The sequence below is a fragment of the Halomonas sp. SL18_1 genome, assembly GCF_055755715.1.
Genome location: NZ_JBVTRK010000001.1, coordinates 124,852 through 145,791 on the forward strand (window position 1 = coordinate 124,852; position 20,940 = coordinate 145,791).

Annotated in this window: 18 protein-coding genes, 2 tRNA genes and 3 pseudogenes; 11 read left to right on the forward strand and 12 right to left on the reverse strand. The window is 66.6% G+C overall.

Annotation, left to right across the window (positions count from 1 at the left end):
- The first annotated feature begins 49 nt into the window (after nt 1-49).
- From ACSJDS_RS00630 to ACSJDS_RS00680, 11 genes and pseudogenes are all read left to right on the forward strand, one after another.
- Nucleotides 50-478 (forward strand): histidine kinase dimerization/phospho-acceptor domain-containing protein, encoded by a 429-nt coding sequence (locus ACSJDS_RS00630; RefSeq protein ID WP_473031681.1) that lies wholly within the window; start codon nt 50-52, stop codon nt 476-478.
- The gene (locus tag ACSJDS_RS00635; RefSeq protein WP_473034942.1) at nt 478-828 is read left to right on the forward strand and encodes a sensor histidine kinase; all 351 of its coding nucleotides are present in this window, start codon (nt 478-480) and stop codon (nt 826-828) included. The genes ACSJDS_RS00630 and ACSJDS_RS00635 overlap by 1 nt, the downstream gene beginning before the upstream one ends.
- On the forward strand, nt 806-1,210 hold the full coding sequence (locus ACSJDS_RS00640; RefSeq protein WP_473031682.1) for a response regulator: 405 nt from the start codon (nt 806-808) through the stop codon (nt 1,208-1,210). The genes ACSJDS_RS00635 and ACSJDS_RS00640 overlap by 23 nt, the downstream gene beginning before the upstream one ends.
- Before the next feature lie 17 nt (nt 1,211-1,227).
- Nucleotides 1,228-1,646: pseudogene (locus ACSJDS_RS00645) on the forward strand (sigma-54 factor interaction domain-containing protein); the annotation flags it as partial.
- Nucleotides 1,647-1,697: 51 nt separating this feature from the next.
- Nucleotides 1,698-2,198 (forward strand): AAA-type ATPase lid domain-containing protein, encoded by a 501-nt coding sequence (locus ACSJDS_RS00650; RefSeq protein ID WP_473034943.1) that lies wholly within the window; start codon nt 1,698-1,700, stop codon nt 2,196-2,198.
- Nucleotides 2,199-3,134: 936 nt separating this feature from the next.
- A pseudogene (gene pcnB / locus ACSJDS_RS00655) lies at nt 3,135-4,537 on the forward strand (polynucleotide adenylyltransferase PcnB).
- A pseudogene (gene folK / locus ACSJDS_RS00660) lies at nt 4,534-5,066 on the forward strand (2-amino-4-hydroxy-6-hydroxymethyldihydropteridine diphosphokinase). The pseudogenes pcnB and folK overlap by 4 nt, the downstream one beginning before the upstream one ends.
- A gap of 77 nt (nt 5,067-5,143) precedes the next feature.
- Nucleotides 5,144-5,935 (forward strand): 3-methyl-2-oxobutanoate hydroxymethyltransferase, encoded by a 792-nt coding sequence (gene panB / locus ACSJDS_RS00665; protein ID WP_473031683.1) that lies wholly within the window; start codon nt 5,144-5,146, stop codon nt 5,933-5,935.
- Between the two features lie 21 nt (nt 5,936-5,956).
- Nucleotides 5,957-6,805 (forward strand): pantoate--beta-alanine ligase, encoded by an 849-nt coding sequence (gene panC, locus ACSJDS_RS00670; RefSeq protein ID WP_473031684.1) that lies wholly within the window; start codon nt 5,957-5,959, stop codon nt 6,803-6,805.
- A 48-nt stretch (nt 6,806-6,853) separates the two neighbouring features.
- The gene (panD, locus tag ACSJDS_RS00675) at nt 6,854-7,234 is read left to right on the forward strand and encodes an aspartate 1-decarboxylase (protein WP_473031685.1); all 381 of its coding nucleotides are present in this window, start codon (nt 6,854-6,856) and stop codon (nt 7,232-7,234) included.
- Nucleotides 7,235-7,453: 219 nt separating this feature from the next.
- Nucleotides 7,454-8,629, forward strand: a complete 1,176-nt coding sequence (locus tag ACSJDS_RS00680; RefSeq protein ID WP_473031686.1) for an acetyl-CoA C-acetyltransferase — start codon at nt 7,454-7,456, stop codon at nt 8,627-8,629.
- Between the two features lie 314 nt (nt 8,630-8,943).
- On the opposite strand, the gene pnp is transcribed toward ACSJDS_RS00680, so the two are convergent.
- The 12 genes from pnp to glmM all read right to left on the reverse strand — a co-directional run bounded on the left by pnp (nt 8,944) and on the right by glmM (nt 20,939).
- Nucleotides 8,944-11,076 carry a polyribonucleotide nucleotidyltransferase gene (gene pnp, locus ACSJDS_RS00685; protein ID WP_473031687.1) on the reverse strand — a complete coding sequence of 711 codons (2,133 nt, stop codon included), beginning with the start codon at nt 11,074-11,076 and terminating at the stop codon, nt 8,944-8,946.
- A 454-nt stretch (nt 11,077-11,530) separates the two neighbouring features.
- The gene (gene rpsO, locus ACSJDS_RS00690) at nt 11,531-11,800 is read right to left on the reverse strand and encodes a 30S ribosomal protein S15 (RefSeq protein WP_473031688.1); all 270 of its coding nucleotides are present in this window, start codon (nt 11,798-11,800) and stop codon (nt 11,531-11,533) included.
- A gap of 111 nt (nt 11,801-11,911) precedes the next feature.
- The gene (gene truB / locus ACSJDS_RS00695) at nt 11,912-12,829 is read right to left on the reverse strand and encodes a tRNA pseudouridine(55) synthase TruB (protein WP_473031689.1); all 918 of its coding nucleotides are present in this window, start codon (nt 12,827-12,829) and stop codon (nt 11,912-11,914) included.
- A complete protein-coding gene (gene rbfA / locus ACSJDS_RS00700) occupies nt 12,829-13,251 on the reverse strand; it encodes a 30S ribosome-binding factor RbfA (protein ID WP_473031690.1) in 423 nt (140 codons plus the stop codon). Before rbfA ends, truB begins: the two co-directional genes overlap by 1 nt.
- Before the next feature lie 18 nt (nt 13,252-13,269).
- Nucleotides 13,270-15,783, reverse strand: coding sequence for a translation initiation factor IF-2 (gene infB / locus ACSJDS_RS00705; RefSeq protein ID WP_473031691.1), 2,514 nt, complete (start codon nt 15,781-15,783; stop codon nt 13,270-13,272).
- 91 nt (nt 15,784-15,874) lie between these two features.
- Nucleotides 15,875-17,365 (reverse strand): transcription termination factor NusA, encoded by a 1,491-nt coding sequence (gene nusA, locus ACSJDS_RS00710; RefSeq protein WP_473031692.1) that lies wholly within the window; start codon nt 17,363-17,365, stop codon nt 15,875-15,877.
- 47 nt (nt 17,366-17,412) lie between these two features.
- The gene (rimP, locus tag ACSJDS_RS00715; protein ID WP_473031693.1) at nt 17,413-17,874 is read right to left on the reverse strand and encodes a ribosome maturation factor RimP; all 462 of its coding nucleotides are present in this window, start codon (nt 17,872-17,874) and stop codon (nt 17,413-17,415) included.
- Between the two features lie 214 nt (nt 17,875-18,088).
- Nucleotides 18,089-18,165, reverse strand: a tRNA-Met gene (locus ACSJDS_RS00720).
- 133 nt (nt 18,166-18,298) lie between these two features.
- Nucleotides 18,299-18,385, reverse strand: a tRNA-Leu gene (locus ACSJDS_RS00725).
- A 24-nt stretch (nt 18,386-18,409) separates the two neighbouring features.
- A complete protein-coding gene (gene secG / locus ACSJDS_RS00730; protein ID WP_473031694.1) occupies nt 18,410-18,769 on the reverse strand; it encodes a preprotein translocase subunit SecG in 360 nt (119 codons plus the stop codon).
- 4 nt (nt 18,770-18,773) lie between these two features.
- Nucleotides 18,774-19,523, reverse strand: coding sequence for a triose-phosphate isomerase (gene tpiA / locus ACSJDS_RS00735; protein ID WP_473031695.1), 750 nt, complete (start codon nt 19,521-19,523; stop codon nt 18,774-18,776).
- 66 nt (nt 19,524-19,589) lie between these two features.
- Entirely contained in the window at nt 19,590-20,939 is a 1,350-nt protein-coding gene (glmM, locus tag ACSJDS_RS00740) for a phosphoglucosamine mutase (protein WP_473031696.1), read from the reverse strand.
- Nucleotide 20,940: the final 1 nt, after the last annotated feature.

Sequence of the window (20,940 nt, forward strand, 5' to 3'; positions counted from 1 at the left end):
CCCTGCACCGCGCCGAGCTCCAGGCGGACGACGACATTCGTGGGGCACCGTGATCCTGATCGAGGATCACAGCGAAATGAAGTGGCTCGAGGATGAGCTGGTGCACGCCGCCCGGCTGGCCTCCATCGGCCAGCTGGCGGCCGGCGTGGCCCACGAGATCGGCAACCCCATCACCGGGATCTCCTCGCTGGCCCAGAACCTGCGCTACGACACCGACGACCCCGAGGTACTGGAAACCGCCACTCAGATCCAGCAGCTCACCGATCGCGTCTCGCGCATCGTCGGTTCGCTGGTGGGCTTCGCCCACGGCGGACGCCATGTGGGCGGCACCCGCTTCGCCCCGGTCGCCATCGCCACCGTCACCGACGAGGCGCTGCACTTGATCCAGCTGGCACGCTCGGGCGAGGATGTGGCCTATCACAACCTCTGCCCCCCGAGCTGGAAGCCATCGGCGACGCCCAGCGGCTACAACAGGTGATGATCAACCTGCTCAGCAACGCGCGGGACGCCAGCCGGCCCGGCGGCCACATCGTCATCGATGCCGCGCCGGACGGCGAGATGCTGCGGGTGACCGTCACCGACGAGGGGCATGGCCTTGACCCCCACGTCCGTGAACACCTGTTCGAGCCCTTCACGACCACCAAGCCGCCGGGCGAGGGCACCGGGCTCGGCCTGCCGCTGGTCTACAGCATCATTGCCGAGCATCATGGCAGGATCGAACTCGAATCTCCGCCCCCCGGGCATTCCTGCGGCACCCGCATCAGCCTGTGGCTGCCCACCGAACGACAGGATGGTGAAGAGACCGATGAGCCGAATTCTGATCGTTGAAGACGAAGCCATCATTCGCGCCGCGCTGCGTCGCCTGCTGGAGCGCCACGACTACCGGGTCAGCGAGGCCGGCTCGGTGGACGAGGCCCTGGCCCAGGAGCCCCAGGGCTTCGACCTGGTGATCAGCGACCTGCGCCTGCCCGGCGACCCCGGTACCGAGCTGATCGCCCGCGCCGCCCCGGTGCCGGTGCTGATCATGACCAGCTACGCCAGCATGCGCTCGGCGGTGGATGCCCTCAAGCAGGGCGCCGTGGACTATGTGGCCAAGCCCTTCGACCACGATGAGCTGCTCGAGACCGTGGCCCGCGTCCTGCATCAGCAGGCCTCGCAGCGCGCCGAGCCCCCGATATTACCGACGATGGCGGCACCCGCCAGCAGATGATCGGCGAGTGTGCGGCGATGCAGGCGGTCTATACCCGCATTCGCAAGACCGCCCCGGCCGACGTCACCGTGCTGATCCAGGGCGAATCGGGCACCGGCAAGGAGCTGGTGGCTCGGGCCATCCACCAGCAGAGCAAGCGCGCCGGCGCCTCCCTGATCTGCGTGAACTGCGCGGCGATCCCCGAGACGCTGATCGAGTCCGAACTGTTCGGCCACGAGAAGGGCGCCTTCACCGGCGCCAGCGCGGCGCGTACCGGCCTGGTCGAGGCCGCCGACGGCGGCACCCTCTTCTCGACGAGATCGGCGAGCTGCCGCTGGACGCTCAGGCGCGGCTGCTGCGCGTGCTGCAGGAGGGCGAGATTCGCCGCATCGGCTCGGTGGAGACCCGGCATGTGAACGTGCGCCTCATTGCCGCCACCCACCGCGACCTGCGCGCCCTATCGAAGACCGGTGAGTTTCGCCTCGATCTCTACTACCGCCTCAACGTGATGCAGATCGACCTGCCGCCGCTGCGCGATCGCGACGAAGACGTGTTGACCATCGCCGATGTTCTCCTGGACAAGGCCTGCCGCCGACACGACCGTGAAGGGTTGCGGCTCTCCCGGGCCGCGCGCCGCGAGATCCGCGACTACCCCTGGCCCGGCAACGTCCGCGAACTGGAAAATGCCCTGGAGCGCGGCGTGATCCTAGCCGAAGGTCATCTGATCCACCCCGACGACCTGGGCCTGCGTCCGAGTCTCCCGGGCGCGTCACGCCCCGTTGCCGAGCCCACGGCCCGAGCGACCGAGTCGATCGAGCTCGAGCCGGACGACGGCAGCGAGGATTTGTCGCTGGAGGACTACTTCCAGCATTTCGTGCTGGAGCATCAGGACCAGATGAGCGAGACCGAGCTGGCCCAGAAGCTGGGCATCAGCCGCAAGTGCCTGTGGGAGCGACGCCAGCGCCTGGGCATTCCACGCAAGAAGCAGGCCCGGCGCAGCAGCGGCTGATGCGTGCCGGCCGCCAAGCCATTTCTAGGCTTCGCCCGAAAAGTCGGCGAGCGCAGCCAGTTTCCAGACGAAGCCTACGACCAATGTCCAAGCGCCCGGGGCCAACCCCTCGGGCGCTTTTTTTGGGTCATCGAAGCGGGAATTGCACCAGGTGTTACCTTCCCACACAGCAGGTGCCCCTTAGTGGCGCAAGATGGGTAACACTCCGCCGGGGGCTTGCCGACGCCGCGCCAGCCGATAACCATAAGGCGCTGTCTTAAAAGGATAAAAAACAATGTGGCACGCGGACTGCAATATCTAGGGCAAGAAAACAACATCCGGCTGTCACCCGCGCCAACAACAACAACAAGGCGGCCAGGCGAGACAGGGCCCGCACCAACAACAATAACGTCGGGCCGAGAAAGGATGTGGAAGCGGAACCGGGAGTCGCAACAACAACAAGACACCCTCCCACAGCTTCCGCCCTTCGAGGCAACAACAACAACAGCTCGAAGTACCGGATCCATCAGGACGCGATGCGCCCACACCGGCCGCCAACAAGAACAAGGGCCGCAGAGGCGCGCCCTCGGCAACAACATCAACAAGCCGAGGGTAGGCAATTCAGCTTGCCGTCGTGGTTGGATTATTGTTTTGAATACGAGACGGTCGCCACCAGGAACGTCAACAATCACAACAACACTGCTTGCCTGTGTATTCCTTGGTGACTGTGGTGCGTATTCAAGGCGATGCGCCATCACGAAGAAGAAACAGCCGCACGGACGCAGCGTTTTCAGCTTGTCGGAGGAGGCCCACGGGTCTCCTCTTTTGCTGTGCGCGTCCACCATGCTCGAGCCCGACACGCTTCCAGGAGGACAGCGCCCGCCGCGAAGGTGTTTCCCCTAAGTCTCGGGGTCGGCTACACTCTCCCTTTCGCACCCTGCGAGTCGATATCGCCGCATGTTCAAAGGATTTACCCGCTTTCTGCAGAGCCCTGGCGAGCACTTGAGGTCGCTGTTCGGCCCCGAGGAAGCCGCCGCCGGCGTTGCCGGGCCCCGCATCATCCCGCGCAACGAGCACCCCGTATCGCGCCAGCACTTCAGCGAACCGGCGCTGAAGGTGCTCTACCGCCTGCACAACGCCGGCTACGAAGCTTACCTGGTGGGGGCTGCATTCGCGACTCGCTGCTGGGCAAGATGCCCAAGGACTTCGACGTCGCCACCGATGCCACCCCGGAGCAGGTGCGCGAGCTGTTTCGCAACTCGCGCATCATCGGCCGGCGCTTTCGCATCGTCCACGTGCGCTTCGGTCGCGAGGTGATCGAGGTCACCACCTTCCGCGGCCGCCCGGGCGACGATCATGGCGACCATATCGCCCAGCAGTCCGAGGACGGCCTGCTGCTGCGCGACAACGTCTGGGGCAACATCCAGGAAGACGCCATCCGCCGAGATTTCACCATCAATGCGCTCTATTACAGCATTGCCGACTTTTCGATCCATGACTTCGCCGACGGCGTTCACGACATCGAATCGCGCACCCTGCGGCTGATCGGGGACCCGACGACCCGCTACCGGGAAGACCCGGTGCGCATGCTGCGCGCCGTGCGCTTCGCCGCCAAGCTCGACTTTCGGATCGCGCCGACCAGCGAAGCGCCGATCTTCGAACTGGCACCGCTGCTGCTGCAGATCCCCCCTGCGCGACTCTTCGACGAGATTCTCAAGCTGTTCATGGCCGGCCACGGTGTCGACACCTTCCGCCAGCTGCGCCACTACGGCCTGTTCGCCATGCTCTTCCCCGAGGCCGAGGAAGCCATGGCCGAGCTGCCCTGGGCCGAGCCGCTGATCGAAGCCGCCCTGGCCAGCACCGACCGGCGCATCCAGGAAGAGCGTCCGGTGACGCCAGCGTTCCTGTTCGCGGCCCTGCTGTGGGGGCCGGTGCAGCAGCGTCAGGCGGCTCTCGAAGCCGACGGCATGCCACCAATTCCCGCGCTGCAGGCCGCCGCCCAGCAGGTCATTTCCCGCCAGCTTCAGCACATCTCGATCCCCAAGCGCTTCAGCCTGCCGATGCGTGACATCTGGGACCTGCAGCAGCGCCTGCCCAAGCGGAGTGGTAAGCGCGCCCAGCAGACGCGCGAGCACCCTCGCTTCCGGGCCGCCTACGATTTCCTGCTGCTGCGCGAGGCTGCCGGCGAAATCCCGCCGGGTCTCGGCGACTGGTGGACCGCCTATCAGGAGGGCGACGAGCACGACCAGCAGCGCCTGGTCGGCAAGGCCCAGGACAGCGCCCCGGGCGGCAACGGCCGTTCCCGGCGCCGACGTCCCCGCAAGCGGCGTCGCCGCAGTGCACCGCCCGGTAACTCATGACCCCGACCGTTGACGCCTACGTGGGGCTGGGCAGCAACCTCGACACCCCCGACAGCAGGTCGAGCAGGCGCTGGCGGCGCTGGACCGGCTGCCGCTGACTAGGCGGGTCAGCGCCTCACGCCTCTATATCAGCGCGCCGGTCGGCCCCCAGGACCAGCCCGACTTCGTCAACGCCGTGGCCCACCTGGCGACCCGTCTCTCGCCGCTGGCGCTACTCGACCAGTTGCAGGCCCTTGAGCAACGCCATCGCCGGGTGCGCCAGCGGCGCTGGGGACCTCGCACCCTGGACCTGGACCTGCTGCTGTATGGCGGCCGATGCATCGAGACGCCGCGTCTGCGCGTCCCCCATCCCGAGATGGCGGCGCGGGCCTTCGTGCTGGAGCCGCTCGCCGAGCTAGCGCCCTCGCTGCGGCTACCCGACGGCCGCCGCCTGGCAGCCTTGAAGGCGGCCTTGTCCCGAGCCGAGAGGCCGCAGGTGTTACCCGTTACCCCAAGCGATGAAAGCGATGTTACCTATCGACACGGATAGCGCATTCTGGTAACAATCACGCGCAATGCGGGCGCCGCGGCTCAGGCCGTTCGCCCAGGACAACACGAGAGCACGCCATGAAAACCGTCACCCTCAGCACGCTCAGGGCCCGCAAGCAGGCCGGCGAGCCCTTCAGCTGCCTGACCGCCTACGACGCCTCCTTCGCCCGGGCCGCCTCTGAGGCCGGCATCGAGGTGCTGCTGGTGGGCGACTCCCTGGGCATGGTCCTGCAGGGCCACGCCAGCACCCTGCCGGTGACCCTCGAGGATATCTGCTACCACACCCGCTGCGTGGCGCGCGGCAAAGAGGCCAGCCTGCTCATGGTCGACCTGCCGTTCATGAGCAACGCCAGCCAGGAGCGGCTGCTGCAGGACGCCGGCGAGCTGATGCGTGCCGGCGCCGAACTGGTCAAGGTGGAGGGCGAGGCCTGGATGGCGGACGGCATCCGCGAGCTGACCCGCCGCGGCGTGCCGGTCTGTGCCCATCTCGGCCTCACGCCCCAGACCGTCTACCAGCTGGGCGGCTACAAGGTGCAGGGGCGCGACGCCGAGCGGGCCACCCAGATTCTCGAGGACGCTCGCACCCTGGTGGCGGCCGGCGCCTCGGTGATCCTGCTGGAGTGCGTGCCGGCGAGCCTGGGCCGCGCGGTGAGCGAGGCGCTGGACGTGCCGGTGATCGGCATCGGTGCCGGCCCCGACGTGGACGGCCAGATCCTGGTCATGCACGACGTGCTAGGCGTGACCCACGGCCGCACCCCACGCTTCGTCAAGAACTTCCTGGCCGAGGCCGAGGACATCCAGGACGCCTTCCGCCGCTACCACGAAGAGGTCAAGGCGCGCCGCTTCCCGGCCGAGGCGCACTGTTTCTAGCGTTACGCTCAGGAGTCCACCATGCGTACCCTGCGAGAGATACCCGCGCTGCGCGAGGCCCTTGGCGAGTTTCGCCGCCGCGACCAGCGCATCGCCCTGGTGCCGACCATGGGCAACCTCCACGAGGGCCACCTGGCGCTGGTGGAGAGCGCCCGGCGCCAGGCCGAGGTAGTGATCGCCACCATCTTCGTCAATCCTATGCAGTTCAGCCCCGACGAGGATCTCGACGCCTATCCGCGCACCCTGGAGGCGGACCAGTCACAGCTCGAGGAGGCCGGCTGCGACCTGCTGTTCGCCCCCGATACCTCGCTGCTCTACCCCCGCGGCTTGGCTCACCAGACCCGCGTCTGCGTGCCCGAGGTCAGCGAAGGGCTGTGCGGCGGCGCTCGCCCTGGCCACTTCGACGGTGTGGCCACGGTGGTCAGCATCCTGTTCAACCTGGTGCAGCCCGACGTGGCCTGCTTCGGCGAGAAGGACTACCAGCAGCTCGCGGTGATCCGCAAGCTGGTCACCGACCTGCACTTCCCCATCGAGATCGTCGGGGTGCCCATCGTGCGCGCCGAGGACGGTCTGGCCCTTTCCTCGCGCAACGGCTACCTGGATGCCGACCAGCGCCGCCGGGCCCCGACGCTCTACCGTGCCCTGTGCCAGGCCCGCGACGCCCTGGAGGCCGGCGAGCCAAGCGCCGCCGTACTGGACGCCGCCCAGGCGCAGCTCCGTGAGGCGGGCTTTGTCCCGGACTACCTGGAGCTGCGCGCCGCCGACCTGGGGCCGGTGAACGACACCACCCATGACGCCGTGCTGCTGGCCGCCGCCCAGCTGGGCGGCGCGCGCCTGATCGACAACCTGACCCTGACCCTACCGCGCTGAACCGCTGAGTGCGCAGCCGGTACCGTAACACCAAGAGGATTCCGTACCATGTATACCGTCATGCTCAAGGCCAAGCTGCACATGGCCCGCGTCACCCACGCCGTGCTCAACTACGAAGGCTCCTGCGCCATCGACGGCGACCTGCTGGACCTGTCCGGCATCCGCGAGAATGAGCAGATCCAGATCTACAACGTCGAGAACGGCCAGCGCTTCACCACCTACGCGATTCGCGCCGAGGAGGGCTCCCAGGTCATCTCCATCAACGGCGCCGCCGCCCACCTGGCCGGCCCCGGCGACCGGGTGATCATCTGCAGCTACGGCCACTACAGCGAGGCGGAGCTCGACGACCACCAGCCGGCCCTGGTCTATCTCAAAGAGGGCAACGACGTCAGCCACACCAGCAACGCCATCCCCGTTCAACTGGCCTGACGCCCACGGCAGGCACTCGCATGGCGGGTGCCTGACCTGACAGCCTACCCGATACGCCTCGCTGCCCCTCTCCCCTGCCGACTCCCGCCTCTCCCATCTCGCGTCAAGCCCACTATACTGATGACTCCACCCATCGACCCAAGGGGGATTGCCGCACTGCACAACATTCCCCTATGCTGGCAATCGTAAAGACTGCCAACCACCTTCAGGAGTAACCCCATGCAAGACGTGGTGATCGTTGCCGCACGGCGTACCGCCATCGGCACCTTCGGCGGCTCCCTGGCCGGCATTCCCGCCAGCGACCTGGGCGCCCTGGTAATCAAGGACATCCTGGCCAGCACCGGCGTGGCCGGCGACCAGGTCGACGAAGTGCTGCTCGGCCAGGTACTGACCGCAGGCGTCGGCCAGAACCCCGCCCGCCAGGCGGCCATCAAGGCCGGCCTACCGGCTGCTGTCCCGTCCATGACCATCAACAAGGTCTGCGGCTCCGGCCTCAAGGCCCTGCATCTGGCGACCCAGGCGATCCGCTGCGGCGACGCCGAGCTGATCCTGGCCGGCGGCCAGGAGAATATGTCCGCCTCGCCCCACGTGCTGCCCAACTCGCGCAATGGCCAGCGCATGGGCGACTGGAAGGCCGTGGACACCATGGTCCATGACGGCCTGTGGGACGCCTTCAACAACTACCACATGGGCATCACCGCCGAGAACCTGGCGGAGAAGTACGGCATCACCCGCGAGGCCATGGACGAGTTCGCCTCCGCCTCCCAGCAGAAGGCCGCCGCCGCTATCCAGGAAGGCAAGTTCAAGAGCCAGATCGTCCCGGTGGAGATTCCCCAGCGCAAGGGCGACCCGGTGGTCTTCGACACCGACGAAGGCCCGCGCTCGGTAACCGCCGAGAAGCTCTCCAGCATGCGCCCCGCCTTCAAGAAGGATGGCACCATCACCGCCGGCAACGCCTCCTCCATCAACGACGGCGCCGCCGTGGTCATGCTCTGCTCCGCTGAGAAGGCCAAGCAGCTCGGCCTCGAGCCCCTGGCCCGCATTGCCGCCTACTCCAACGCCGGCGTCGACCCGGCGATCATGGGGATCGGCCCGGCCCCGGCCACCCGCCGCTGCCTGGAGAAGGCCGGCTGGAGCCTGGACGATCTCGATCTGGTCGAGGCCAACGAAGCCTTCGCCGCCCAGGCGCTCTCCGTCAACAAGGAGCTGGGCTGGGATACCGACAAGATCAACGTCAACGGCGGCGCCATCGCGCTGGGCCACCCCATCGGCGCCTCCGGCTGCCGGGTGCTGGTGACCCTGCTGCACGAGATGATCGCCCGCGACGCCAAGAAGGGCCTCGCCACGCTGTGCATCGGCGGCGGTCAGGGCGTCGCACTCGCCATCGAGCGCTAAGCCCCACTGCACGCTAGCTATAAGCTGTAAGCACAATGAAATGAGGATCTTCGCAGACTGGCGTGAACAGACTATGTGGGAGGGAGCTTCAGCTCGCGAAGCAGTGCGCAGCACTGCCAAAGGGGCGCCTGCGGCGCCTTCGCCCGGCAGAGCCGGCCTCCCACAATGCAGCCAGAAGCACGGATTCACGCTAAAGTGCGAAGAACCTTTTCTTTCGTTTGCCGCCCTCCATAGAAAAAACCTCCACGGTTAGACCATGGAGGGTTTTCTTACGGCTTACCGCTTAAGGCTTGAAGCTCGCCGTAGGCGGTCGCTTACAGCGCGGTCTCGGCTTCGGCGGCTTCGAACGCCGCCTTCTCTTCCGCGGTGATCTCCTTGATGGAGAGCTTCACCCGGTTGCGGTTGTCGATGTCGAGCACCTTGACCACCACCTCGTCGCCCTCGTTGAGGAAATCGCGCACGTCGTTGACCCGCTCGGGCACGATCTGCGAGATATGCACCAGGCCGTCGGTCCCCGGCATGATGTTGACGAAGGCGCCGAAGTCGGCGATGCGCACCACCTTGCCGCGGTAGAGCTGGCCGATCTCGGGCTCGGCGGTGATCGCCAGCACGGTATCGATGGCCCGCTTGGCCGCGGCCTTGTCCTCGGCGTAGATGCGCACGGTGCCATCGTCGTCCAGGTCGATGGAGGCGCCGGTATCCTCGCAGATCTTGCGGATGGTGGCGCCGCCCTTGCCGATAACGTCGCGGATCTTGTCCGGGTCGATCTTGATGGTGGCCATGGAGGGGGCGTTCTCGGAGACCTCGGCACGACTCTGGCCGATCACCGCGTTCATCTGCTCGAGGATGTGCAGGCGCGCCTCGTTGGCCTGCTGCAGCGCCTGCTCCATGATCTCCTCGTTGATGCCCTCGATCTTGATATCCATCTGCAGGGCGGTGACACCGGCGGACGAACCGGCCACCTTGAAGTCCATGTCACCCAGATGGTCTTCGTCGCCGAGGATATCGGTGAGCACGGCGAAGCCGTCGTCGTCCTTGACCAGGCCCATGGCAATGCCCGCCACCGGCGCCTTCATCGGTACGCCGGCATCCATCAGCGCCAGCGACGAGCCGCACACCGAGGCCATGGAGCTGGAGCCGTTGGACTCGGTGATCTCGGACACCACGCGGATGGTGTAGGGGAACTCGTCGTCGCTGGGCAGCATCGCCTCGACGCCGCGACGGGCCAGGCGCCCGTGGCCGATCTCGCGACGCTTGGGCCCGCCCATGAAGCCGGCCTCGCCCACGCAGTAGGGGGGGAAGTTGTAGTGCAGCAGGAAGCGGTCCTTGCGCTCCCCCTCCAGGGACTCGATCAGCTGAGCGTCGCGCAGGGTGCCCAGGGTGGCGATGACGATCGCCTGGGTCTCGCCGCGGGTGAAGATCGCCGAGCCGTGGGTCTTGGGCAGGGTCCCCACCTCGATGGCCAGGGGCCGCACGGTCTTGTGATCGCGACCGTCGATGCGCGGCTCGCCCTTGATGACCCGGGAGCGCACCACGCGCTTCTCAAGGCTGGCGAAGGCGCCCTTGACCTCGTCGGCGTCGAACTGGCCTTCCTCTTCGCCGGCCAGCTGCTCAACCGCTTCGGTCTTGAGGGCACTCAGCGCATCCTGGCGGGCCATCTTGTCGGTGACGCGATAGGCCTCGCCGATCTTCTGCTCGAAGCCGCGCGCCACGGCCTCCTTGAGCGCGACATTGTCTGCCGGCGGCTGCCAGTCCCACTTGGGCTTGCCGGCCTCGGCGGCCAGCTCGTTGATAGCCGCGATGGCCACCTGCATTTCCTGGTGGCCGTAGAGCACCGCGCCCAGCATCTCGTCTTCGAGCAGCTCGGCGGCCTCGGATTCGACCATCAGCACCGCCTTGTCGGTGCCAGCGACGACCATGTCCAGCTCCGAGGTGGTCAGGTCTTCCACAGTGGGGTTGAGGAAGTAGCCCTTCTCCTCGCTGAAGCCCACGCGGGCCGCGCCGATCGGGCCGTTGAACGGCACGCCGGAGATGGCCAAGGCCGCGGAAGTGCCGAGCAGCGCGGCGATATCCGGGTCATGGTTGCGGTCGGTGGAGAGCACGGTACAGATCACCTGCACCTCGTTCATGAACCCCTTGGGGAACAGCGGGCGGATCGGGCGATCGATCAGCCGCGAGGTGAGGGTCTCCTTCTCGGTGGGCCGCCCCTCACGCTTGAAGAAGCCGCCGGGGATCTTGCCGACCGCGTAGGTCTTCTCTTGATAGTGGACGGAGAGCGGGAAGAAAGGCTGATTGGGGTTGGCTTCCTTCTTTGCCACCACGGTGCAGAGCACCACGGTGTCGTCCATGGTGACCATCACGGCACCGGTGGCCTGGCGGGCGATGCGCCCGGTTTCCAGGGTGACGGTGCTGCGACCGTACTGAAATGTCTTCTTGACCGGATTCACGGCGACTTCCTTCAACTGTACTTTTCTGTGTTTGGGTCGTTTCGACTCGGCGACCATTTTAGGGGTTGACGCGCCCCGCGGCCACCGTATAGCGACATTTCCACAGTGGAATCGTCACGCCTCCGGTCTCTCGGGGCTGATCCGGCGACAGGTCTTCGAGGAGGCGCTGTGAACCCCTCCCTGGGCGCTACTTTTGCCTTCCCTGGCAAAAGACCTCCTCTCCGACCTGTCCCCGGCGCCCCTCGTGCAGCCGCCCCACAACGCGAAACGGGCAGCCCCCTGGGGGGACTGCCCGTTGACACGTCGAGAACAAGGAAAGGAGGAATTCGCGTTACGAGCGATGAGAGGCTGGTCGCCGCCGGAGCGCAGCTCCCGGAGTGTAGCCCGCTACATGAGGAGAGCGAGCACCGCCGGCGGCCAGGCTATCGAGCGCAGTAGCGAATTACCCTTTACTTTAGCGACGCAGGCCCAGACGCTGGATCAGTGCCTGATAGCGCTCGAAGTCCTTGCGCTTCAGGTAGTCAAGCAGCTTGCGGCGCTGGTTGACCATGCGGATCAGGCCACGGCGGGAGTGGTGATCCTGCTTGTTGCTCTTGAAGTGATCCTGCAGGCCATCGATGTTGGCGCTCAGCAGGGCCACCTGAACTTCGGGGGAACCGGTGTCGTTCTCGCCACGGCCGAACTCATTGACGATCTCGGCCTTCTTCTCAGCGGTCAGTGCCATCTGTCTCTCCAGTAAGCAATATGCCTAAGTGATAAGTGTATGAGACCACGCATATTTGCAGTCTCGGCGTTACTCCCTGGGAAAATGCTGCCGAGTGGCTCAGCATTTTCTCTATTCGGCTGCGGTACTCAGCAGCCGTTTCGGCGCCACCTCCTGTGGCGTCGTCACCGTGCCGAGGCCCAGAAAGGCGCCGTCACGATAGAGCCTTGGCGTCTCGCCGACGGCGAGACCCGTGGTGTCCACCCCGGCCGGCTGGCCGTGGGTCAGTCGCCCTGCGGCCACCACCCCCACCTCCAGACGTGGCAGATGCTCGACCAGCACGTCCACCGGCAGCAGCGTCGCCTCGCGTTCCGCCTGACCCGACAGCGCCTCCAGGGCCTCGAGGCTCCACATGCCCTCGCCGCTGAAGGGCCCGGTCTTGAGCCGACGCAGCGCGCTGATATGGGCGCCGGTACCCAGTGCCAGGCCGATGTCCTCGGCCAGGGTGCGCACATAGGTGCCCTTGCTCACGCGCACCTCCAGCTCGAAGGCGTCGCCATCAAAGGCGAGAAGGCGCGCATCATACACCGTCACACGCCGCGCTGCACGCTGAACCGACTTGCCCTCGCGGGCCAGCTCGTAGAGCTTGCGGCCCTGGAGCTTCAGCGCCGAATACATCGGCGGAACCTGCTCGATCTCGCCGCGAAAGCGCGTGAGCACGCCCTCGATGTCGGCCTCGGACAGCCGCGGCACCGCACGGCGCTCGAGGACCTCGCCCTCGGCGTCGCCGCTGTCGGTGATGACGCCGAGCTCCACCCGGGTGCGGTAGCCCTTGTCGGCCTCCAGCAGGTGGGCGGAGAACTTGGTCGCCTCGCCGAAGCAGACCGGCAACAGCCCCGTCGCCATGGGGTCCAGGGTCCCAGTATGGCCCGCCTTCTGGGCCTGGAACAGCCGGCGGGCGCGCTGCAGGGCATGGTTGCTGGACAGCCCCTTGGGCTTGTCGAGCAGCAGCACCCCGTTGACCGGCAGGCCGCGGCGACGTCTCGCCATCAGTCGCGCTCGCTCCCGTCGCCGCCGTCGTCCTCATCATCGCCGCGCTGGTCGCCGCTGCGGGCGCGGTCGCTCTGCACCGCCTCGTCGATCAGCGACGACAGCCGATGGCCGCGCACCACGCTCTCATCGAAATGGAAGCGCAGCTCCGGCACATGGCGCAGCTTGATCCGCTTGGCGATCTGGCCGCGCAGGAAGCCGGCCGCCTGGCGCAGCACCTTGAGGTTCTCCGCGACCCGCTCGGGGCTGTCCTCGCCGAGCAGGGTCACATAGACGTCGGCATAGCCGAGGTCGCGGCTCACCGTGACCCCGCTGACGGTGACCATGCCCAGCCGCGGGTCCTTGACCTCGCGCTGGATGAGCACCGCCAGCTCCTTCTGCAGCTGATCGCCGACCCGGTCGGTTCGCTTGAACTCGCGCATTGTCGACTCCTGGAGCGGTTAGAGCGTCCGCTCGACCTTGACCTGATCGAAGACCTCGATCTTGTCGCCGACCTGGACATCGTTGTAGTTCTTCACCCCGATGCCGCACTCCATGCCGTTGCGCACTTCCTGGACGTCGTCCTTGAAGCGGCGCAGCGACTCGAGCTCGCCCTCGTAGATGACCACGTTGTCGCGCAGCACGCGGATCTTCTTGTTGCGGTGCACGGTGCCCTCGACCACCATGCAGCCCGCCACGGCGCCGATCTTGGGCGCGCGGAAGACGTCGCGAACCTCGGCCACGCCGACGATCTCTTCCTTCCACTCTGGGGCCAGCATGCCGCTCATGGCCTGCTTGACCTCGTCGATCAGCTGGTAGATGACGCTGTAGTAGCGCAGATCCAGGCCTTCGCGCTCGATGATCTCGCGGGCGGCGGCGTCGGCACGCACGTTGAAGCCGACCACGATGGCGTCACTGGCCAGTGCCAGGTTGGCGTCGGTGCCGGTGATACCGCCCACCCCGGAGGAGACCACGGCCACCTGGACCTCGTCGGTGGAGAGCTCCTCCAGCGCGCCCTTGATTGCCTCCAGCGAGCCCTGGACGTCGGCCTTGAGCACGATGTTGACCTTGGCCACCTCGTCCTGGCCCATCTGGCTGAACATGTTCTCCAGCTTGGCCTTCTGCTGGCGCGCCAGGCGCACCTCGCGGTACTTGCCCTGACGGAAGTTGGCGACCTCGCGGGCCTTCTTCTCGTCGGCCAACACCATGAAGTCGTCACCCGCCTCGGGGGTGCCGTCGAGGCCCTGGATCTCCACCGGCATGGCGGGACCCGCCTCGTCGACCTGCTTGCCCAACTCGTTGGTCAGGGCACGCACGCGGCCATAGTGCAGGCCGGCCAGCACGATATCGCCCTTCTTCAGGGTGCCGTTCTGGACCAGCACGGTGGCCACCGGGCCGCGGCCCTTGTCGAGGCGCGACTCGACCACCACGCCCTTGCCGGGCGCTTCCGGCACCGCCTTGAGCTCGAGCACCTCGGAGACCAGCTGGATCGCCTCCAGCAGCTCCTCGATGCCTTCGCCGCTATGGGCGGAGACGTGCACGAACTGGGTGTCACCGCCCCACTCCTCGGAGATCACGCCGTGCTGGGAGAGCTCGTTCTTGACCCGGTCCGGGTCCGCGCCCTGCTTGTCGATCTTGTCGACCGCCACCACCAGCGGCACCTCGGCGGCCTTGGAGTGCTCGATGGCCTCGACGGTCTGGGGCATGACGCCGTCGTCGGCCGCCACCACCAGGATGACCACGTCGGTGGCCTTGGCCCCGCGGGCCCGCATGGCGGTGAACGCCGCGTGACCCGGCGTATCCAGGAAGGTCACGCCGCCGTGATCGTCTTCCACATGGTAGGCGCCGATGTGCTGGGTGATACCGCCGGCCTCACCGGTGGCGACCTTGGCCTTGCGGATATAGTCGAGCAGCGAGGTCTTGCCGTGGTCGACGTGACCCATCACGGTCACCACCGGCGAACGGGTGATCTCCTCGCCCTCGTAGGAGATGCCCTCGAGCACCTCGGTCTCCAGCGCATCGTCCTTGACCAGCTTGGGCTTGTGGCCCATCTCTTCCACCACGATGGCCGCGGTGTCCTGGTCGATGGTCTGGTTGATGGTCACCGCCGCGCCCATGGTGAACATGGTCTTGATGACTTCGTTGGCCTTGATCGACATCTTGTCGGCCAGGTCGGCGACGCTGATCGACTCCGGAATGGAGACCTCACGCACGATCGGCTGGGTCGGCTTCTGGAAGCCGTGCTTGCCACCGCTCTGGCCGCCGCCACGACGGCTGCCGCGGCGCTCGGCGCGCTTGGCCTTCTTGCCACCGCGACGCCGCTCTTCGCGATCGCCCCGATCGTCATCGTCACGGCCGCCGCGCCCTTTCTTGGCCGCCGCTTTCTTGGGCGGCGCGGTGCGACGGTCGCTGCGGCCCTCCTTGGGCGGCGCTGGCGGCTGCTCGGCGGCGGGCTCGCTCTCCTCGAGCTCGGGCACCGGCACCTCGGGAACCTCCGGCACCTCGGCAGCCTTCTCGGCCTCGAGCTTGGCGGCGGCCTCCTGGGCGGCCTGCTCGGCGGCGCGCGACTTGGCCTCTTCGGCCTCCCGGGCCTCGCGCCGCGCCTCGGAATCGGCCATGTCGCCGACCAGCTGACGCGGACCGGTCTCTTCTGCCGGCGCTTCCTTGGGCGCCTCCTCTTCGGTGCGCTTGACGTAGGTGCGCTTCTTGCGCACCTGCACCTCGATCGACTTGCCGCGCTCACCGGTCTTGATCCGGCTGCGGGTCTTGCGGGTCAGGGTGATGCGATTCTTCGCCCCGGCCCCCTTGGTGCCATGGCTCTTGGTCAAAAAGTCGAGCAGCTGCCGCTTGTCCTCTTCGGACACGGCGTCGCTCTCGGACTTGTGCTCGAGCCCGGCTTCTTTCATCTGTTCCAGCAGGCGGGGCACATCGCGGCCCACCTTTGCGGCAAAATCCTTAACGGTCATTTCTGACATCTTGACCCTCCTCAGCCCGTGACCCGTTGTCTGTTCGTCACCTGAACGTTCGGCTTTCGCGCTCGACGTCCGGCGGCTATTCGCCCTGTCGCTACTCGCCTTCGAACCATGGCGCACGGGCCGTCATGATCAGTTCTGCAGCGCGCTCTTCGTCCATGTCCTCGATGTCCATCAGGTCGTCGACGGACTGCTCGGCCAGGTCTTCCATGGTGACGATACCCCGACTGGCGAGGATGAACGCCAGGTGGCGCTCCATGCCATCCATCTCCAGCAGGTCATCGGCCGGCTGCGCCCCGTCCAGCGCCTCCTCCGAGGCAATGGCCAGGTTGAGCAGCTCGTCCTTGGCGCGCGCACGAAGTTCTTCCACCTCTTCCTCGTCGAGCTCCTCGATCTCGAGCATCTCCTCGACGGGCACGTAGGCGATCTCCTCCAGCGTGGTGAAACCCTCTTCCACCAGCAGGCGGGCGAGCTCGTCGTCGACCTCGAGATGCTGGATGAAGTGCTCGACCAGGCTGTCGATCTCCTGCTCCCGCTTGTCCTCGGCCTCGCTCTCGGTCATGACATTGAGCCGCCAACCGGTGAGCTCCGAGGCCAGGCGGACATTCTGGCCGCTGCGGCCGATGGCCTGGGCCAGGTTGTCCTCGGCGACCGCCACGTCCATGGCGTGCGTCTCCTCGTCGACGAGGATCGAGGCGACATCCGCCGGCGCCATGGCATTGATCACCAGCTGCGCGGGGTTGTCGTCCCACAGCACGATATCGACGCGCTCATTTTGCAGCTCGGACGAGACCGCCTGAACCCGCGAACCGCGCATCCCGACGCAGGCGCCCACCGGATCGATGCGGCGATCGTTGGTCTTCACCGCGATCTTGGCCCGCGAGCCGGGATCCCGTGCGGCCCCCTTGATCTCGATGAGCTGCTCGGCGATCTCCGGCACCTCGATGCTGAACAGCTCGATGATCAGCTCCGGGCAGGTGCGCGAGAGGATCAGCTGAGCGCCGCGCGCCTCGGGGTCGACCTTGACCAGCAGGGCACGCACCCGGTCGTTCATGCGGTAGCGCTCGCCGGGGATCATCTCGCTGCGCGGCAAAAATGCCTCGGCGTTATCGCCCAGGTCGATGATCAGGCCGTCGCGGGTGGTCTTCTTGACGATGCCGGCCACCAGCTCGCCTTCACGCTCGGCGTAGAGGCGCACCACTTCGGCACGCTCGGCCTCGCGCACCTTCTGCACGATGACCTGCTTGGCGGTCTGGGCGGCGATGCGGCCGAAGGCGGCATTCTCGATCTGCTCCTCGACCACGTCGCCGCGCTTGAGCGGCGGGTCGCGGCGCTCGGCGAAGGACTCCTTGATCTCGGCGTCGGGATTCTCGAACTCGTCGTCCTCGACCACCTCCCAGCGGCGGAAGGTCTCGTAGTCGCCGGTGTGGCGATCGATGTGGACCCGCACGCTGACCTCGCGGCCCTCGAAGCGCTTGCGAGACGCGCTGGCCAGCGCCGCCTCGACGGCCTCGAAGATCACGTCGCGGGGCACGCCCTTCTCGTTGGAGATCGCATCGACGACCGTCAGTATTTCTTTACTCATGCCTTTGCCTCGCCAGAAAACCTGTCCTTATGCATCGACTCGCGCCCTCAGTCCTCGAAGACCGGTACCACGCGCGCCTGATCGATGCTTTCGATGGGAAAGCAATACTCCTCGCCGTCCAGCTGCAACAGCACTTCGTCTCCCTCGGTGCCGGCCAGCAGCCCCTGGAACTTGCGCCGCCCGTCGAAGGGCGTGCGCAGCCTAAGCGCCACCTGGTGGCCCCGGTAGCGGGTAAACTGATCGAGGGTGTAGAGCGGTCGATCCAGGCCGGGCGATGAGACCTCGAGGCGATACTCGCCGCTGATGGGATCCTCGACATCGAGCACGGCGCTGACCTGGCGGCTCACGTCGGCGCAATGCTCCACGCTCACGCCGTCGGCATGATCAATGTAGACCACCAGTTGTGAGTGCTTGCCCTGGGAGTGATACTCGACTCCCCAGAGCTCGAACCCCATGGCGGTTACCACCGGCTCGATCAGCGCGTAGAGCGCAGCATGCTTGAGTGCCACAGAGAAAGCTCCTACAGCCGTTGCATCAGGCACCTGGCCGGGAGTGAACAGAAAAGTCAGGTGGCTGATTGGCGTTGCCCGGATAAGCGCTGCCGGCGCAGACCGGCAGTATGCTGCTAACAAAAAGCCCCTTCGCAGGAAGGGGCCTTTCACAAGAAACCTGTGGTACCACTTCAGCGATCTCGTCTGCCTCGCAAGGCAGCGGATCGGAAGATGGTAGCGGGGACCGGATTTGAACCGATGACCTTCGGGTTATGAGCCCGACGAGCTACCAGACTGCTCCACCCCGCAACATTCCAGGTCGGCGAGTATAGGCATTCGACAGTTGCGCGTCAAGCCGCCTGGGCGACTCTACCTATCTCTTCCTGGTGCCAATCCTGCTTCCGCGATCCCGTCGTCTTGCTCGCGACCGCGGTCTTGCTGATGGTGCCGAAGGCGGGACTTGAACCCGCACGACCGTAAGGTCACTACCCCCTCAAGATAGCGTGTCTACCAATTCCACCACTTCGGCAGTGCGATGCGTGAAGGCGCGACCTTAGCCGCCGTTTTCCTCCAGCACTGGCGCGGTATTATCCACGTCCCGAGCGTCGTCGTCAAGCGTCGGCACGCTGCGCTGCTCTTCGATCAGCCGCGCATCGGGAATCCCGACCTCCGGCGCCTGGCCCGCCTGGGTGGCGAAGTAAGCCAGGGTCAGGGAGGTGGCGAAGAAGGCCGCCGCCAGCACCGCGGTGGTACGCGACAGAAAGCCGCCGGTACCGCGGGAGCCGAATACGGTCTGGGAAGCACCGCCACCGAAGGCGGCACCGGCTTCGGCGCCCTTGCCCTGCTGCAGCAGGATGAGGACGACCAGGGCGATGGCGAGCACCACATGGGTCAAGAGAATGGCAACTTGCATGGTATTAACCTGCTGACTGGCAAATGGCTAGAAAATCGTCGACCTTGAGCGAAGCACCGCCCACCAGGCCGCCGTCGATATCGGGCTGAGCCAGCAGCTCAGCCGCATTGTCCGCGTTCATGCTGCCGCCGTAGAGCAGCCGCAGTCCGTTCGCCAGGTCGCGATCGAAGCCGGCCTGATAGGCGCGGATGCCGGCCATGACGTCCTGGGCCTGCTGCGGGGACGCCGTGCGGCCGGTCCCGATCGCCCATACCGGCTCGTAGGCAATAACGACTCGCGCCCGCTGCTCGGGCTCCAGCCGCGCCATCACATAGCCCACCTGGCGCAGCACCACATCCATGGTACGGCCGGCGTCGCGCTCCTCGAGGGTCTCCCCCACGCACAGCACCGGCGCCATGTCGGCGCTCAGCGCCGCCAATAGGCGGTCGTAGACATCCTCGTCGCTCTCGCGGTAGAGCTGGCGCCGCTCCGAGTGCCCGACCAGCGCATAGGCAACGCCGAACTCATGCAGCATGCGACCGCTGACCTCACCGGTACGCGCCCCGGAGTGCAGCGGGTTCAGCGTCTGGGCGCCGAGCTTTAGGGGCGTGCCGGCAAAACAGCGGCGCGCCGCCTCGAGATAGGGAAACGGCGGGAAGACCACCACCTCCAGCGGCCCGGCCAGCGACGCCTCGGAAAAGCCTCGGCCGAAGGCCTCGACCAGCTCGGTTGAGCCGTTCATCTTCCAGTTGCCGGCGATCAGCGGCGTTCGCATGACCCGTCCTCTTTCAAAGTGGTGCGAAATGGTATAGGAGCTGCCTTGTCAAGACAACCGTCGACATCACCTCAGCTGGGCCTCCACCTCGCCGGCCAGGCGACGGGCGAGCCCCTCGACGTCAAGGTGGGCACGCCCCTCGACCATCACTCGGATCAGCGGCTCCGTGCCCGAGGGGCGCAGCAGCACTCGCCCTTCGTCGCCCAGCTCCGCTTCCACGGCGGCGACCGCGTCCTGCACCGCCGAATGCTCCATCAACAGCTTGGCATCGCTGCCGGGCGTCAGGCGGACGTTGACCAGTACCTGAGGCACCCTTTCCAGGCCGTCCAGCAGGCGGTTGAGCGGCCGGTCTTCGCTGACCATGATGGCCAGCACCTGCAGGGCCGAGACGATGCCGTCGCCGGTGGTCTGGACATCGCCACAGACGATGTGTCCCGACGACTCGCCGCCCAGCTGCCAGCCGTTGGCAGCCAACCGCTCGACCACGTAGCGATCGCCGACCTTGGCACGCTCGAAGGGCACTCCCATGCGCTCCAGCGCCATGGCCAGCCCGAAATTGGTCATCAGGGTGCCCACCACCCCGCCGTCGAGCTTGCCACGGGCGTGGCGATCCCGGGCGATCAGATAGAGGATGTCGTCGCCGTCGATCTCGCGGCCGTCGGCATCCACCATCAGCACCCGGTCGCCGTCGCCATCGAAGGCGATCCCCAGGTCGGCGCCCTGCTGGATCACCGCGGCACGCAGGCTGGCCGGATGGGTGGAGCCCACCTCGTGATTGATGTTGAGGCCGTCCGGCGAGGCCCCCACCAGGCTCACCTCGGCACCCAGCTCGCGAAACACGCTGGGCGCGATGTGATAGGTGGCGCCGTGGGCGCAGTCCAGCACCACCTTCAGGCCGTGCAGGCTAACCCGGTTGGGGATGGTGGACTTGCAGAATTCGATGTAGCGCCCCGGCGCATCGTCGATGCGCGTCGCCTTGCCGAGCCTGTCTGCCGCCACCGTGGTCAGCGGCTCCTCGAGCATCGCCTCGATGCGCTCTTCGATGCCGTCGTCCAGCTTGGTGCCGGCGGCGGAGAAGAACTTGATGCCGTTGTCGGCGAAGGGGTTGTGCGACGCCGAAATGACGATGCCGGCATCGGCACGGAAGGTGCGGGTCAGGTAGGCGATGGCCGGCGTGGGCATGGGGCCAAGCAGCGCCACGTCGACGCCGGCGGCGGAGAGTCCAGCCTCCAGCGCCGATTCGAACATGTAGCCGGAGATCCGCGTGTCCTTGCCGATCAGCACCCGGGCACGGCCAGTATCGCGCACCAGCACCCGCCCCATGGCCCAGCCCAGCTTGAGCATAAAATCGGCGGTGATCGGATACTCGCCCACGGTGCCGCGAATGCCGTCGGTGCCGAAATAGCGTCTGGTCATG

What these genes read in the sequence shown, in the direction of transcription:
- ACSJDS_RS00635 (WP_473034942.1), top strand. Translation starts at nt 478, where the DNA reads ATGATCAACCTGCTCAGCAACGCGCGGGACGCCAGCCGGCCCGGCGGC.
- ACSJDS_RS00640 (WP_473031682.1), top strand. Translation starts at nt 806, where the DNA reads ATGAGCCGAATTCTGATCGTTGAAGACGAAGCCATCATTCGCGCCGCG.
- ACSJDS_RS00650 (WP_473034943.1), top strand. Translation starts at nt 1,698, where the DNA reads ATGCAGATCGACCTGCCGCCGCTGCGCGATCGCGACGAAGACGTGTTG.
- panB (WP_473031683.1), top strand. Translation starts at nt 5,144, where the DNA reads ATGAAAACCGTCACCCTCAGCACGCTCAGGGCCCGCAAGCAGGCCGGC.
- panC (WP_473031684.1), top strand. Translation starts at nt 5,957, where the DNA reads ATGCGTACCCTGCGAGAGATACCCGCGCTGCGCGAGGCCCTTGGCGAG.
- panD (WP_473031685.1), top strand. Translation starts at nt 6,854, where the DNA reads ATGTATACCGTCATGCTCAAGGCCAAGCTGCACATGGCCCGCGTCACC.
- ACSJDS_RS00680 (WP_473031686.1), top strand. Translation starts at nt 7,454, where the DNA reads ATGCAAGACGTGGTGATCGTTGCCGCACGGCGTACCGCCATCGGCACC.
- rpsO (WP_473031688.1), bottom strand. Translation starts at nt 11,800, where the DNA reads ATGGCACTGACCGCTGAGAAGAAGGCCGAGATCGTCAATGAGTTCGGC.
- truB (WP_473031689.1), bottom strand. Translation starts at nt 12,829, where the DNA reads ATGGCGAGACGTCGCCGCGGCCTGCCGGTCAACGGGGTGCTGCTGCTC.
- rbfA (WP_473031690.1), bottom strand. Translation starts at nt 13,251, where the DNA reads ATGCGCGAGTTCAAGCGAACCGACCGGGTCGGCGATCAGCTGCAGAAG.
- infB (WP_473031691.1), bottom strand. Translation starts at nt 15,783, where the DNA reads ATGTCAGAAATGACCGTTAAGGATTTTGCCGCAAAGGTGGGCCGCGAT.
- nusA (WP_473031692.1), bottom strand. Translation starts at nt 17,365, where the DNA reads ATGAGTAAAGAAATACTGACGGTCGTCGATGCGATCTCCAACGAGAAG.
- secG (WP_473031694.1), bottom strand. Translation starts at nt 18,769, where the DNA reads ATGCAAGTTGCCATTCTCTTGACCCATGTGGTGCTCGCCATCGCCCTG.
- tpiA (WP_473031695.1), bottom strand. Translation starts at nt 19,523, where the DNA reads ATGCGAACGCCGCTGATCGCCGGCAACTGGAAGATGAACGGCTCAACC.
- glmM (WP_473031696.1), bottom strand. Translation starts at nt 20,939, where the DNA reads ATGACCAGACGCTATTTCGGCACCGACGGCATTCGCGGCACCGTGGGC.